Source organism: Fenollaria sp. C0166D3 (genome assembly GCF_056590255.1).
In genome coordinates this window covers 138705-154094 of record NZ_JBWPVU010000004.1, presented here as the reverse complement: position 1 = coordinate 154094, position 15390 = coordinate 138705, and the positions used below count along the sequence as shown (strand labels likewise).

Below are 15390 nucleotides of genomic sequence, written 5' to 3'. Positions count from 1 at the left end.
CAAGAGAACGAGTGAAACGAAGTTCGATTGACTATGTATGATTTATTCCAGAGATCACAAAGGTGTCGAGTAAAACGAAGACAGCTTTGATTGATCTTACGGATCGCTCGCTTCCTTCCTCAACGTACCAGTTAGTACGATGTCGGTCGGTCGCTCGCTATGCTTCGCCTTATCCATCAATTCTTCTAGCGAAATAGTAAAGGATATAAGCTTAAACAATAGAATAATAATTATACAAAGAGTGCGTATCAAGTGATATGCACTCTTTTTTCTTTTGTGCTTCGCCATTGACATAGTATATACATAAGGTCAATGCTATAGATATAATTTATAAACGTTTTTCACAAAACACAAATATTTTTCACCCTCTCGCCATTGACAAAGTTTATACTAAAGGCTATTATTATAGATATATTTTATAAATCTTTGTGATAAGAAATATTTTTTTACAAAAGCTATTGACAAAGTGGAGTTAGCAGTGTATAATAGATTCGTTAGCGTGGGCTAATATACATATTGTCGAAAAGGGGTGAGGACGATGCCTTTAATCATGGCTAGTGAAAACAAAGACTACATCATTAATAAAATCAGAGGAAGTGAAGAGGTTTTGACGAGGCTAAAGAACTTAGGCTTTGTTCCTGACGCGCCTTTAACTGTCTTGCAAAAGACTGACAGTGGAATTATTGTAAAACTTTTTGAGTCAAGGCTTGCTATTGACATGAAGCTTGGCTCGAAGATTGATGTTAGAGAGGCGTAGTATGAAAACTATAGTTGACTTAAAAATTGGTGAGAAGGGCGTAGTCAAAAAGCTTCACGGCACATCGGCTGTTAAGAGACACATCATGGATATGGGCATCACTAAGGGTACTGAACTTACCCTTGTTAAAGTTGCGCCATTAGGTGATCCTATGGAGCTTGAAGTGCGTGGATACGAGCTATCTATTAGAGCTAGTGAAGCAAAAGACATAGAGATAGAGTAATTATTTTTCACTTAGAAGCCTTGCCTAGACAAATTAACTTAGGCTAATTAATTTATTAACGGAGGTATTATTTTGAGAATTGCATTAGTTGGTAATCCTAACTGTGGCAAAACTACAATGTTTAACGACCTAACTGGCGCTTATCAATACGTTGGTAACTGGCCTGGGGTAACCGTTGAGAAGAAAACCGGTAAATTATTAAAACATAAAGACATAGAAGTAGTCGACCTTCCAGGTATTTATTCATTATCCCCATATACTTTGGAAGAGGTCATTACTAGAGATTATATCAAGGACGAGGCGCCTGACGTTATCATCAACATAGTTGACGCGACTAACCTTGAAAGAAATCTGTACTTAACAAGCCAAGTTTTGGAGATGAACGTTCCAACTGTCATCGCCCTTAATATGATGGATATGATTGAAAAGGGCGGCACAAAAATCGATGTAAAAGCGCTTGAAGATAAGCTTGGTGTTGATGTAGTGCCAACTGCTGCTGTTAGGGGCAAGGGTCTTAATGATCTTATCTCTAAGGCAATAGAGATCGGCCACTTAAAAAAGCTTCCTATGAAAGAGCTTTTTGCAGATGATGTCGAAGAAGCTCTTAAGGGAATAGCTGAGGCTACAGGTCTTGACTATGATAGTGAGAGATACACTATAATCAAGATATTTGAACGCGATGAAAAACTTATCAAGAAGATAAATCTTTCAAGCGATTTACTTAATAAAGTTGAAGAGATTATCAAAGCTTGTGAAGAAAAAGAAGATGATGACAGTGAGTCCATCATCACAAGTGAAAGATATATAAATATTCAAAAGGATATTAAGGGCATTGTCAAAAAGCCGAGCGAAAAGAAACTTAGCTTGTCTGACAAGATTGACAAAGTCGTTACCAATAGATTTTTAGCGATCCCTATATTCTTAGCTATCATGTGGTTTATATACTATGTGTCAATATCAACGCTTGGCGACTATTGCATAGGCTTTATTGAAAATACTTTTGAAAAGATTGGCGAGTTCCTAACTACAAAGCTTCCTGAAATAGGCGCATCTGAAGTAGTTACATCGCTCGTAAATGACGGTATCGTTCAACCTATAGGCTCGATATTTACATTTGTTCCGCAACTAATGCTACTTTTCTTCTTCCTTTCACTTTTAGAAGATTCGGGCTATATGGCGAGAGTTGCCTTCATCATGGACAAGCTATTCAGAAAGTTTGGTCTATCTGGTAAGAGCTTCATCCCTATGCTTATAGGTACGGGCTGCTCTATCCCAGGCGTTATGGCGACTAGAACTATTGAGTCAGACGCGGACAGACGTATGACAATACTTTTAACACCATTTATACCATGCGGAGCGAAACTACCTATATTTGCCATGTTTATCACTTTGATATTCAATGGTGCCCCTTGGATCGCTCCGATGATATACCTTATTTCTATAGTCGTTGTAATTATAGCGGGTATTATCTTAAAGCGTACGAATAGATTTAAAGGCGATCCTGCTCCTTTCGTTATGGAGCTGCCACCATATAGAATACCAACATTTAAGAACGTTGTTATACACATGTGGGAAAAGGGCAAGAGCTTTATCATCAAGGCGGGAACTGTTATCTTACTTGCTTGCCTAACACTTTGGTTCTTACAAAGCTTTAACTTTAAACTTGAGTTCTTGGGCGATGCGATTGAAGAGTCGATGCTTGCTAAGATTGGCGGCGTACTAAGATACATCTTCGTTCCACTAGGTTTTGGCGACTCATGGGCGCCAGCTGTTGCTTCAATCACTGGACTTGTTGCGAAGGAAGTAGTTGTTGCTACATTTGCGACAGTTGGATCAAAGGTGCCTATCTACTTCAGCTACGTTAGTGCTTTTGCATTCATTATATTTACAATGTTTGCAGCCCCTTGTTTTGCAGCTATCGGAGCTATGAAAAGAGAGCTTGGTAACGCTAAGGACACTTTATTCACTGTAGGCTTCCAAACTGGACTTGCCTATGTCTTAGCCCTAATCGTTAACCAAGTAGGAAATTTAATTTTCAAAGGCACAAAATTTACAGAAAAGATCTTACTTGATTACGCAAGTGCTGAAGAAGCCTCAGAAGCAGTTGACGTAAAAGGCAATCTAATTCTGTATGTGCTAGCAGGCCTAGTCGTTGTAGCTATTGTAGGCGCTTTATACGCAAGATTTAAGCAAAGACAAAAATACAAGAAGGTGGTTTAATGAGCCCAACAGATATAATTATAGTAGCCGCAGTTTTGATTATAGTTTTCTTCTGTATAAAGAAGGTCAGAAGCTCAGTCAAGGAAGGCGGATGCGTAGGTTGCCCTCATTGCGGCGATTGCGCAAAGAATAATGAAGAACTACAAAAAGGCTACGAAGAGTGGCTTAAGAAGAAAAACGAAAAAGCTTAATTAAATTTATATGAAGTGCCGGTTTGCGCCGGCTTTCTTCATAGCAATAACTTTGTTATTCGGCTGTATATTAAATAAATAATTTGAAAGAGGGAAATACAATGAAACAAGAAGTATTAGACGCATTGAATGAACAAATTAACTATGAGTTATACTCTGGTTATATCTATCTAAACCTTTCCATCGCTATGGAGAGAGAAAACTACAAAGGCTACGCTAGGTGGCTTGCTAATCATTACAAAGAAGAATTAGCTCATGCCGATCAATTCATCGAATTTATCCAAAAGCGTGACGCTAAGCCTGAGCTTAAAACTATTGAAATGAAAGCTCTTGAAGTTAAGGAACCTCTAGAAGTAGCAAAGATTATCTTAGATCATGAAAAGAAAGTAACTGAAAGAATTTACAAGATTCATGACGTAGCTAAGAAGAACGATGACTACGCAACTGAGATCTTTATGCATCAATTTATCAATGAACAAATCGAAGAAGAAGAGCTTGCTCTTGACATCGTTGACAACTTCACACTTGCTGATGGCAACATCGCAGCAAAGATTACTATAGACAGAGAATTAGGATCTAAATAGTTTAATTTATACGGCTGGATATATAGGGAAAGATTCTGTCTTTCCCTTTTAATATACTTGCAAAAATATTTTTAAAGAGTTATAATTATTACGAGAGATGAAATAATTTATATATAAAGGAGGACAATATGCAAAAATCAATTACAAAAGATGTCCTTGCTAAGTTCAAAAAGTCATATGACGAGAACTTTAACAAGGCAGCACAAAATATGATCGCATCTGCTGGCATCATGGACGCTTCCATAAATTATGCGAAGCTTACAAAAAACCCAGATGTATTCAAGAAAACTATCAATATAGGTAAGATGACAAACCAAAGACAATCCGGTAGATGCTGGATGTTTGCCGGCCTTAATGTTATCAGAGTCAATATGATGAAGAAGTTTAAGCTAGGCGACATGGAGTTTTCACACAAGTACCTATACTTCTTTGACAAGCTTGAAAGGGCTAATCAATACCTTGAAGATGTTATCGCACTTAAGGATAAAGACCTTGATGATAGGTTAAATAGAGGCGTTATCTTCTACGCTGCTGATGACGGAGCTTGGTGGACAACATTCTCAAGACTAATCAGCAAATATGGTATAGTCCCTGAATACGTTTATCCAGACACAGCTGACGTGAAAAAGACTGATAACCTTATTTTCGTTTTAGACAAGAGACTAAAGATTGCTGCTAAAGACATTAGAAATGCAAAAACTGATGCAGAAATCGAAGAGATCAAAGATAAGGCACTTAAAGACGTTTACAAAATCACAGCCATTGCCCTAGGTGTGCCTCCAAAGAGATTCGATTTGATTATGAAAAACAAAGACGACGAACTTATTGAGAGAAGAAACATCACAGCCATTGACTTTTACAGAGAATTTATGGCAGACGATATAAGTGAATACGTTGAACTAGGCAACTATCCAGGCAAGGGCAAGGAAGAAAATAAAGTTTATGAAAGAGACTTTATTCAACAAAGAATTGGCGGTTCACTAAAATATTTAAACGTTTCAATGCAAAGAATGAAGGACATAGTGGTAGCTATGCTTGATGACGACGAAGTTCTATGGTTTGGCTGCGACGTTGGTAAGGACTCCTTCGTATCGCGTGATGGCGATGGAACTGGCCACCTTGTATACAATTTACTTGATAGAGACAGTTTATTCGACATAGATACAAAGCAAACTAAGGTTGAACGCATGGAAACTTGCGAGTCAAACACTACTCACGCCATGGTCCTAGTTGGCTACGACAGGACTGATGAAGGACTTAAGTTCAAGGTCGAAAACTCTTGGGGCGAAAAGGCCGGCATCAGAGGCTACCTAGTTATGGACGAGGCTTGGTTTGATAACTATGCTTTCGAAATCATTCCGAAGAAGAAATACCTAAACGCAGAAGAGCTTGCAGCCCTTGATGAAGAGCCTATCAAGCTTATGCCATGGGAATCGTAGGAGGTAGAAGATGAGACAATTAAGCACAGATAAATTAAATGAATTAGAAAAAGAATTTTTAGCTGACAAGAAGAATATCGTTGCCATGAACGCTGCAGTTCAAAGCGGTATCAGAAAAGTTGCGACAGATGTAAACAAGATCAAGGCAAATCCATATAAGTTTAACATCGATATTGACAATGGTTGCGTATGTAACCAAAAGGCATCAGGCAGATGCTGGATGTTTGCTTCACTAAACTTTATGAGAAATGTCATAATTAAAAAATATAACTTAGAAAATTTTGAACTATCGCAAAGCTATCCATTCTTCTTTGATAAATTAGAAAGAAGTAATTACTATTTCGAAACAGTTATAGAAAAGGCAGATGAACCGATAGAAGATAGAGTAATGCAATACCTTATGGGCGACCCACTATGTGACGGCGGCCAATGGGATATGTTTGTAAACATCGTTAATAAATATGGTCTTGTGCCAAAATACGTTTATCCAGAAACAGTCGCTTCATCAAACACAAGAGAGCTAAATAAGTACCTTTCAAAGATACTTAGAAAGAACACAGTTACTTTAAGAGAAGCAGTTAAAGAAGGCAAGAGCAAAGCAGAAGTAAACGCACTTAAAGAAGCGGCTCTACAAGACGTATTTAACGTACTAACTGCAACACTTGGCGAGCTTCCAGAAAGCTTCGACTTCATTGCACATGACAAAGACCATAAACTTATCGAAGAAAAGAATTTAACTCCTCAAAGCTTTTTCAAGAAATATGTCGGCTTAAACCTAGATGACTTCGTTTCAATCATAAACGCGCCAACAAAGGATAAGCCATTCAACAAGACATTCACAATCAAGTACCTTGGCAATATCGTTGAAGGCAGAGAAGTTAAGCACTTAAATCTAAAAATCGAAGACCTAAAGAGAGCCATCGTTAAGCAATTGCAAGACGGCATGCCAGTTTGGTTCGGCTGTGATGTAGGCAAAGACATGTTCACAGGCGATAAGGATGACAAGAGAGCAACACTTGCCAAAGACGTTATCGATTACGAAACATTATTTGATATGGATTTAGAAATCTCTAAGGAAGATGGCCTTGATTATGGCTACTCACTAATGACACACGCCATGACATTTACAGGCGTTGAAATGGACGGCACTAAGCCAGTCAGATTCAAAGTTGAAAACTCATGGGGCGATGAATTTGGCTACAAAGGTCACTTTGTTATGAGTGACGAATGGTTCGATAGTTTTGTTTATCAAGCAGTGGTTGATAAGAAGTACTTGACTAAGAAAGAACAAGAAGATTATAAGAAGGCACCGGTTGTACTAAAACCGTGGGATCCGATGGGTTCACTAGCTTAAAAAAAGAAGGCATTGGCCTTCTTTTTTTATGCTAGGATAGGATTTTGCGTTCGTGCGAAGCACCAAGGTTGTTAAGTCCATGCACCAAGAGAACGAGTGAAATGAAGTTCGATTGGCTATGCATGCCTTATGCCAGAGTTTACAAAGAGACGGAACGTAGTGAACGTCGATTTGATTAAACTTACGGCCAGGACCCATCCAAAACGAAGTTTTGATGATGGATGAGGTTCTTCTTTATCTAAAAATTTAGTACAGCGACTATTCGTTGATACAATACAAATTTTAATAAAAATACCATTAGAGAGCAAATTAATTTTTGCTCTCTTTTTTGCACAAACTCTGCATGGCGGCGGATTATTTCGTCCCATCCATCCTAGCGTAAAGGTTCTCGTCCATATTGGACGAGGTTCTTCTTTGCTCTGCAAACTCTGTTTGGCATATCTAATTTTATATAATTTCAATCTCTATAGTTTGCGTGGATATCTATCAGCATATTTGACAAAATCCGACTATTATAGTATACTATAGCTAATATTAAAAGGAAAGGTGGGAAAATTGTGAAGTTATTTCTTCAAGTGTCTCCATTGGCAACTGCCAAGGCACAATGCGTTTGCAGTCAATTTTTGATTGTCTAAAAAAATTAAACATTTTGAAAGGAGAAATAATGGAAACAATAGTATCAGCTTTATTAGTTTTTGTCTCTACATCAATTGACTACTTAGTTGTTTTGACTATTTTATTCGCCAGTCAAGGCAAGAAAGGTTTGAAATCAATTTATGCAGGACAGTATTTAGGTACAGGACTGCTTGTTCTGGTTAGTCTAATTGCCGCTTACTTTTTAAATTTTATTCCACAAGATTGGATTATCGGACTCCTTGGTCTAATTCCACTAGGTCTTGGTATAAGAGCAATTTTTGTGGATGAAGATATTGATGAAGAAGATATCGAGGGAAAAATTACCAGAGATGGATCAAAAATCTTAGCATTTACAAGCTTAACAGTGGCAATGGGTGGAGATAATTTAGGAATTTATATTCCCTATTTTACAGGAAAGAGTTTGATTGAGATTAGTATAAGTTTAGTAATATTTGCGTTAGGAATTTTAGTTCTATGCAAATTATCTCAAAGACTCGCCTCAATTTCTGCTATCGGAGAAACTGTAGAAAAGTACGAAAAAATAATTGTACCAGTCGTGTTTATTGGGCTCGGTCTCTATATATTGATTGAAAATGGAACGATTAATTATCTCATTTCCCTAATCACAAGTTAATAGTTATTTTTATATTTCAGACCTATTAAAGGAAATCTTTAGTAGGTCTTTTCAGGCCAGTGCGAAGCACTAAGGTTGTTAAGTCCATGCACCAAGAGAACGAGTGAAATGAAGTTCGATTGGCTATGCATGCCTTATGCCAGAGTTTACAAAGAGACGGAACGTAGTGAACGTCGATTTGATTAAACTTACGGCCAGGACCCATCCAAAACGAAGTTTTGATGATGGATGAGGTTCTTCTTTATCTAAAAATTTAGTTTGGTGATGGCTCATTGACACGATAAAAATTTTAATAAAATATCATTAGAGAGCAAATTGAGTTTTGCTCTCTTTTTTGCATCTTAACACATACAAACTTATATATTATGGGTATAAGGATTATATCTAAGAATGATAAAGTCAGTTGCTAGGGAGGATATATGATAGATATTTTGAAAAAATCGTCTCTATTTAAAGGCATGAAGAGTGAAGATATTGAAGATTATCTAAACTTCGCAAAGGCAAGGGTGAAAAATTTTAAGCGTGGAGAGAGTGTATTCATTGCTGGTGATTATGCAAAGGAGCTTTATATCTTGCTATCTGGCGAGATTGCTGTTGAGAACATCACTCAGAGCGGTAAAAAAACTATAGTCAATGTCTTTGATAAGCCTGGCACTGTATTTGCTGAGGTGTATCTTTTTGTAGATGAACCTTTGCATCACTATGCTAGCGCTACTAAAGACACTTCGCTTCTTACTATAAAGAAAGATTTTATTGTAAATCAAGAAGATAATTATAAGATGATAATAAATAATATCATTAGCATACTTGCAAACAAAGCCTACTACCTAAACAAGAAGCTTATGATATGCACGGCTAAGTCTATTCGTAACAAGATTATCAATTACCTTCTAATTAATGACGAGGGAGACTTTATTAAGATGCCATTTACAAAGACTGCTTTTGCAGAATTTTTAAGTGTACCGAGACCGTCTCTATCAAGAGAGTTGTCGCAGATGAAGGCTGAGGGGCTTATCGAAGAAAGGGATAATAAAATATATTTTTCTAGAACAAAGCTAGAAGACCTATTATAGAAAAAAACCATTGAACAGAGTTTATCTGAACAATGGTTTTCTTTTTGTTAAATATTCTTATGCGAAGAACTTTGCTAGATCTTCATCAACACTTGAGTTTGGAGCTATGCCAAATTTTTCTACTACTATATTAACTACATTGCCTGTTAAGAAAGCTGGTAGTGTTGGTCCAAGGTGTATATTCTTTACTCCAAGTGAAAGCAGTGCAAGTAAGACTATGACAGCTTTTTGCTCGTACCATGCGATATTGTAGATTATAGGCAAGTCATTGATATCATCAAGGCCAAAGGCGTCCTTAAGCGCTAGTGCTATCATTGCTAAGCTGTAAGAGTCGTTACATTGACCTGCATCCAATACTCTTGGTATACCTGCTATGTCTCCAAGATTAAGCTTGTTGTAGCGGTATTTTGCGCAGCCAGCAGTTAGTATTACAGTATCCTTTGGAAGCTTTTCTGCAAATTCTGTGTAGTAGCTTCTTCCTTTTTGCCTTCCATCGCAGCCGCCCATGACAACAAATCTTTTGATTGCTCCTGATTTAACTGCATCTACAACTTTGTCTTTAAGTGCAAGAACTTGATTGTGTGCAAAGCCACCTACTAGCTCGCCTTCTTCGATTTGAACAGGCGCCTTGCATTTTTTAGCGTGCTCAATAATTTCTGTAAAGTCCTTGTGACCGTTCTCGTCAGCTACGATGTGTTTACATCCTGGGAAGCCAGCGGCTCCTGTTGTGTATATCCTATCTATATAATCAGTTTTTGGTGGCACTATGCAGTTAGTAGTAAATAGGACTGGTCCGTTAAACTTTTCAAACTCTTCTTTTTGCATCCACCAGCTATTGCCATAATTACCTATGAAGTGCTTGTACTTTTTAAACTTCGGATAGTAGTGCGCAGGTAGCATCTCGGAGTGAGTGTAAACATCAACAGCGCTTCCTTCAGTTTGCTCTAAAAGCATCTCAATATCCTTTAAGTCGTGGCCGGATATAAGTATACCAGGCTTATCACTAACGCCGATATTAACCTTTGTAATTTCTGGGTTGCCGTAAGTTTCAGTGTTTGCCTTATCAAGCAGAGCCATGGCCTTAACGCCGTATTCACCAGTTTTTAATACTGTTTCATATAGCTCGTCAATTGGAATTTCTATATTTATGAATTTTGCAAGTGTTTCTTGAATAAAGATATCAATACTTTCATCGTCATAGTTAAGTGTGTTGGCATGCTTCATATATGCACTCATACCCTTGATGCCGTATGTTGCTAGCTCCTTAAGTGATCTTTGATCTTCATCTTTAGTTACTAAAACACCGACTATTTCAGCCAAAGCCATAAGCTTATCTTTGTCCTTGTCAGAATAAAGACTTAGCTTGCGTAGTTTAGATTTATCATTTAATTTAGCTAGTAGCTCATCCTTAGCTTCTATAGTTTTTATAACTTGATCTAGTATCATGTCTAAATCAAAATTTGCATTGGTAATGGTGATGAACATGTTGTAAGTAACCATGTGATTGTACTTTTTATCTATAGTGTAGTTTTCACCTCTAAGATTATTTAAAACATCACACAGTAATTTAGTAGTATAAACTAGTAGGTCTTGCGCGCTGGCAACATCCGCCTTTTTACCGCAGACACCAGCCTTAGTGCAGCCTTTGTTGTTTAAAGTTTCTTGACATTGGTAACAAAACATAATTTTCCTCCTTTAATTTTTCATTTTCTATCTTCTATCTTGTCTATATTTTATACTTAAGGGAGTCTTCTTGCTGTAACATATCTTACACTATAAAAAATTTTTATAATAATTCTTATAAAATATTAAGATCTTTTTGTGAGATATTGATAAGATCTTTATTTCTTTTTGAAACGGATTTCGCAGAGCAAACGTATGCATGGGACGAAGTGGACTGACGAAGCAAGCTTGGCCGTAAGTTTATGCAAATCGACGTTCGCTAACGCTCCGTCTCTTTGTAAACTCTGGCATAAGACATGCATAGCCAATCGAACATCGCTAACGCTCGTTCTCTTGGTGCATGGATTTAACCGTACAAATGTACTTGAGCATTGCACATCGAAAAGTGTTTTCCTTCGCTTGCTGGTCTACGAAAACTGATAATTTCTAAGCTTGTTCACCTGTGAGCCCATATTCGTTCGCTTCGCTCAACTAGATGGATTCAACGGCCGTCACTGCGCCAAATTTGCATTAAATCAAGCCCTTTTGCTAGTTTCGCATTATTTTGTCGCTGCGGAGTGCGATTGCACACCTCACTCCAAAAAATTCTGTACAACGCAAAATCATCCTGATTTTTTTGCAAATTACGAAATTAAAACAGTTTTTTCCGAATGCTACGCTCGTGAAAATCACTTTTCTCACTATTAGTTCCAGGCGCCCTTTGAATGCGAAATTATTGACAATTAGAGGGCTTTGTGATAATATTATTATGAGGTGTAATATGCTATTCATCGATCAACTAGACCGTATAACAAGTGAATATCCTGACAAAGTAGCCATCGTTGACAAGGAGAAGTCCATCACATTCAGTGAGCTTCGCGCGAGGGCTATGAGTCTTGCAAGTGAGATACATAAAATTCATCCACAGACGAAGCGTCCCATCATGGTTGAGACTGACAGGCTACTTGAGACTATAATCTCTTTCTTCGCTGTTCTTTACAGCGGCAACTTTTACGTGCCCATCGATGCGGCCATGCCTCATGAGAGGATTGAAACTATCAAAAAGCGTCTTGAGAGCACTTTAGGCATTTATCATACGAAGAATATTTTTGAAGATTATGCTCTTCAATATGACTATAACCATGATTATGGCTGTGAAGAGGCGGCTCTTGAAGGGATCAGAGCAAAGATGATAGACGCAGATCCTGTTTATGTTTTATTTACATCAGGCACGACTGGTGAGCCAAAGGGCGTTGTTATCAGCAATTTCATGCTCGTGGACTTACAAGATTGGCTTTACAAAACGCTTAAGATAAACGAAAACGATAGGCTTGCAAATCAAACGCCGCTCTTCTTTGATGCGTCGCTTAAGGAGCTTTGCCTATTTACCAAGACTGGAGCGACTTTATACTTAATGGATACAAAGGACTTTTTATTTCCAGTCAAGGTAGTTGAATACTTAAACGAAAATAAAATTACGGCTATACTATGGTCGGTGTCGGCGCTTAATATACTTGCAAATTCAAATGTTTTTGATATAGATAAGCCAAAGTATATAAGGCTAGTTACTTTTGCTGGCGAGCAAATGAGCGCGCAAAAGCTGAACATCTGGCGCAAAGCTGTAGAGGCTGAGTACTTTAACCTATATGGACCGACTGAGGCGACTTGCGACTGTTGCTATTACAAGCTTGACAGGGATTTTCAAGATGATGAGATCATCCCTATTGGCAAGGCTTGTGAGAATATGGAGGTCATGATACTTGATGGCGATCGTGAAGCTGACGAGGGCGAGCTTGTTATCAGGGGTAGAGGCGTTTCTTACGGCTATTACAATAAGCTTGATCAAACTGAGAAGGCTTTCGTGCAAAACCCGCTAAACAAGGCATATAGAGAGATTGTCTACAGGAGCGGTGACTTTGTTAGAAGAAATAAGTTTGGCGAGATAGAGTTTTTGGCAAGGAAGGACAATCAGGTCAAGGTCTTTGGCCATAGAATCGAGCTAGACGAGATAGAAAGACAGGTCTACGCCATGGGCATACACGAAGCGAGCGCTGTTTTTGACAAAGAAAATGAAATTATAATTTTGTTTTACTCTGGAAAGGAATTTTCAAGGAAGGAGTTTAAGGACTTTATCCTTGAAAGGCTGCCAAAGTACATGCTTCCATCGAAGTTTGTGCACATGGACGCTCTTCCCAAGACACAAAACACTAAGATTGATAAGAAGAGGCTTTTAGAAATTTATGAACGTGGAGAAGTTTAAATCACTAGAGGAGCTTGAGATTTTAAAATCTTATGAAGGCTCCATCACAAACGATTACATGAACACTTCGCTATATGAAGCCAATATAGCTAGGCTCTACTACATAAAAGGCGATAGGAATTTCTATGTCTTGATAAAAAGAGAGGGCTATTACAAACTTTATTATTATATAAATGATATCAATGAAAAATTTGATGCGAAAGGCACTTTTGTGAGCGAAATCGTTTCTAAGGAAATGGATGAGACGCTTGAAGATATTGGCTTTGAGCTATATAAGACAAGAGTGAGATTGCGCCTAAATCATAAAGAGCCTTATGAATCAAAGCGAGTCAAATACATCGACGACGCAGAATTTATTTGCGAAGCGCTACAAAGCTTTGATGAGTACTCAGGCGAAAGACTTGACTTAGATGAGATCAAGGAGCGCATAGCGAAAAAACTTTTCATCGGGATTGACGGCGCTGGCTTTATCGAGTTTAGCACGGATGCGTTTAAGGACAGTATCGAGCACTTCTACATAGACCCAGCTAAGAGAGGCGAGGGACTTGGCAGCGAGATTTTACGCCATTATCTTGGATGCGTTTCTAAGAAAAAACGTGTCAATGTGTGGACGGATGAAGGCTCGAGAGCGATAAAACTATACCATAAACATGGATTTAAAGAGGACGGACTTAAGTCCTACGTATATATTTGGAGGGAAGACCAATGAAAGAAAAAATAAAAGAAATAATCGAAGACGTCACTGGAGAAGCGGTTGAGGACGCAACTGAAATCATCGAAGAAGGCATACTTGACTCCTTCGACATAGTGACATTAGTCATAGAATTAAACGACGCTTTTGGCGTTAAAATACAAGTTTCCGAGCTATTACCAGAGAATTTCGCAAACGTTTTAGCGATAGAGAAACTAATTAAATCATTGCAATGAGTTTTACAAGCTTCACTTTCATAGTATTTTTACTATGTTCCTTTATTGTGTTTAAGATTGCTAAGTACAAGTGGCAGGCGCTTTTACTCATCTCTTTAGCTTATTATGCAAGCTTTAGTGTAAAGGCCTTCGTCTATTTAATCTTTGTAATTTTAAGCACTTATTTTTCTGCCATTTATTTAGAAAAGCATAAGAATAAGCTCGTTTTGGCTCTTGCACTCATCTTAAACTTTGGCATGCTAAGTCTAGTTAAGTTTACAAAAGTCAATATATTTGAAAACTTCATTCCGCTTGGCATTTCATTCTACATCTTCATGGCGACTGGCTACATGATTGACGTTTATAGGGGCAAGTACGAAGCGCAAAAGAACATCTTCAAGTACTCGCTCTTCGTTTCATTCTTCCCGCAAATGATGCAAGGACCTATTTCGCGCTACGATGATATTTCGGATGGCCTTTATTATGATGATAGTAGTGCCACAGACATTTCATATGGCCTTATGCTCATACTTTATGGCTTCTTTAAGAAGCTTGTCATTGCCGACAGGGCAGCGGTTTTTGTGAACAAAGTTTTTACTGAGCCAGATTTATATTCGGGCATCTTCGTTTTTATTGCAATTATATTTTATTCAATTCAAATTTACTGTGACTTCTCAGGTGGCATCGACGTCGCAAGAGGCGCAGCGTACCTTTTTGGCGTGAAGCTTGACCGAAACTTCAAAAGGCCATTCTTCGCGACAAGCCTTGCAGACTTTTGGAGACGCTGGCACACAAGCCTTGGCTCGTGGATGAAGGACTACGTTTTCTACAGTCTATCCTTGTCAAAGGCCTTTGTATTTATAAATAAATGGTCGAGAAAGCATTTCGGCCGCAAGTTTGGTAAGTACCTAACACTAAGTATAGCAAGCTTTGTTGTTTACTTCATCATAGGTATATGGCATGGCGCTGGTCTAAACTTTTTGGCCTTCGGTCTATATAACGGTACTATAATCAGTTTGGGCCTTATCTTTGAAGATAGAAATAAAGCCTTCAGAGAAAAAATCGGCTTAAAAGATACATCACTTACTTATAGAGTCTTAAAAATATGTTCAACGCTACTCATAGTCTTTATAGGCAGGTACTTTACAAGATCAGCTGGCCTAAGAACAGCCCTTCACATGATGAAGAAGACCCTTGTCGATAGGGGCTTAAGATACGCAGCGACTGGTCTAAGTAAGCTTGATTACGCCGTTATACTTATCTCGCTTATCCTTGTCTTCATCGTTTCACTCGCTGAAGAGAAAGAAATTGACGTGAAAGAAAAAATTCTTAAGCTTAAGCCAATATATTTATTCACAGGACTACTTATATTTATGGCTTTCGTCGCATACTTCGGCGTATTTGCAAGTGGCTTTACAAAGGTAGACTTTATCTATAGAAATTATTAGGTG

The 15390-nt window shown here is 38.0% G+C and carries 14 protein-coding genes; 13 read left to right on the top strand and 1 reads right to left on the bottom strand.

What is annotated here, in order from left to right; translation table 11 throughout:
* The first annotated feature begins 538 nt into the window (after positions 1–538).
* The 9 genes from AC1EJ0_RS04330 (at position 539) to AC1EJ0_RS04290 (ending at position 9111) form a co-directional block, all read left to right on the top strand.
* Positions 539–757: a FeoA family protein gene (locus AC1EJ0_RS04330; protein ID WP_480023277.1), complete on the top strand. Its 219-nt coding sequence runs from the start codon at positions 539–541 to the stop codon at positions 755–757.
* 1 nt (position 758) lies between these two features.
* Positions 759–980, top strand: coding sequence for a FeoA family protein (locus AC1EJ0_RS04325; protein WP_058259561.1), 222 nt, complete (start codon positions 759–761; stop codon positions 978–980).
* A gap of 72 nt (positions 981–1052) precedes the next feature.
* Positions 1053–3200, top strand: coding sequence for a ferrous iron transport protein B (gene feoB / locus AC1EJ0_RS04320; protein ID WP_480023278.1), 2148 nt, complete (start codon positions 1053–1055; stop codon positions 3198–3200).
* The gene (locus AC1EJ0_RS04315; RefSeq protein WP_058259560.1) at positions 3200–3391 is read left to right on the top strand and encodes a FeoB-associated Cys-rich membrane protein; all 192 of its coding nucleotides are present in this window, start codon (positions 3200–3202) and stop codon (positions 3389–3391) included. The genes feoB and AC1EJ0_RS04315 overlap by 1 nt, the downstream gene beginning before the upstream one ends.
* A gap of 101 nt (positions 3392–3492) precedes the next feature.
* On the top strand, positions 3493–3975 hold the full coding sequence (locus AC1EJ0_RS04310; RefSeq protein WP_480023279.1) for a ferritin: 483 nt from the start codon (positions 3493–3495) through the stop codon (positions 3973–3975).
* A gap of 128 nt (positions 3976–4103) precedes the next feature.
* Positions 4104–5414 carry a C1 family peptidase gene (locus tag AC1EJ0_RS04305; protein ID WP_480023280.1) on the top strand — a complete coding sequence of 437 codons (1311 nt, stop codon included), beginning with the start codon at positions 4104–4106 and terminating at the stop codon, positions 5412–5414.
* Between the two features lie 10 nt (positions 5415–5424).
* Positions 5425–6768: a C1 family peptidase gene (locus AC1EJ0_RS04300; protein WP_480023281.1), complete on the top strand. Its 1344-nt coding sequence runs from the start codon at positions 5425–5427 to the stop codon at positions 6766–6768.
* 664 nt (positions 6769–7432) lie between these two features.
* On the top strand, positions 7433–8038 hold the full coding sequence (locus AC1EJ0_RS04295) for a CadD family cadmium resistance transporter (protein WP_480023282.1): 606 nt from the start codon (positions 7433–7435) through the stop codon (positions 8036–8038).
* A 419-nt stretch (positions 8039–8457) separates the two neighbouring features.
* A complete protein-coding gene (locus AC1EJ0_RS04290) occupies positions 8458–9111 on the top strand; it encodes a Crp/Fnr family transcriptional regulator (RefSeq protein ID WP_480023283.1) in 654 nt (217 codons plus the stop codon).
* 57 nt (positions 9112–9168) lie between these two features.
* On the opposite strand, the gene hcp is transcribed toward AC1EJ0_RS04290, so the two are convergent.
* Positions 9169–10794: a hydroxylamine reductase gene (hcp, locus tag AC1EJ0_RS04285; protein WP_480023284.1), complete on the bottom strand. Its 1626-nt coding sequence runs from the start codon at positions 10792–10794 to the stop codon at positions 9169–9171.
* A 760-nt stretch (positions 10795–11554) separates the two neighbouring features.
* Between hcp and AC1EJ0_RS04280 the strand changes: the two genes are divergently transcribed.
* The 4 genes from AC1EJ0_RS04280 to AC1EJ0_RS04265 are packed head-to-tail and all read left to right on the top strand — an operon-like array spanning position 11555 to position 15387.
* Positions 11555–13033, top strand: coding sequence for an amino acid adenylation domain-containing protein (locus AC1EJ0_RS04280; protein WP_480023285.1), 1479 nt, complete (start codon positions 11555–11557; stop codon positions 13031–13033).
* A complete protein-coding gene (locus AC1EJ0_RS04275) occupies positions 13014–13742 on the top strand; it encodes an N-acetyltransferase family protein (RefSeq protein ID WP_480023286.1) in 729 nt (242 codons plus the stop codon). Before AC1EJ0_RS04280 ends, AC1EJ0_RS04275 begins: the two co-directional genes overlap by 20 nt.
* A complete protein-coding gene (locus AC1EJ0_RS04270) occupies positions 13739–13960 on the top strand; it encodes an acyl carrier protein (protein ID WP_480023287.1) in 222 nt (73 codons plus the stop codon). Before AC1EJ0_RS04275 ends, AC1EJ0_RS04270 begins: the two co-directional genes overlap by 4 nt.
* Before the next feature lie 47 nt (positions 13961–14007).
* Positions 14008–15387, top strand: a complete 1380-nt coding sequence (locus AC1EJ0_RS04265) for an MBOAT family O-acyltransferase (RefSeq protein WP_480023288.1) — start codon at positions 14008–14010, stop codon at positions 15385–15387.
* Positions 15388–15390 lie beyond the last annotated feature (3 nt).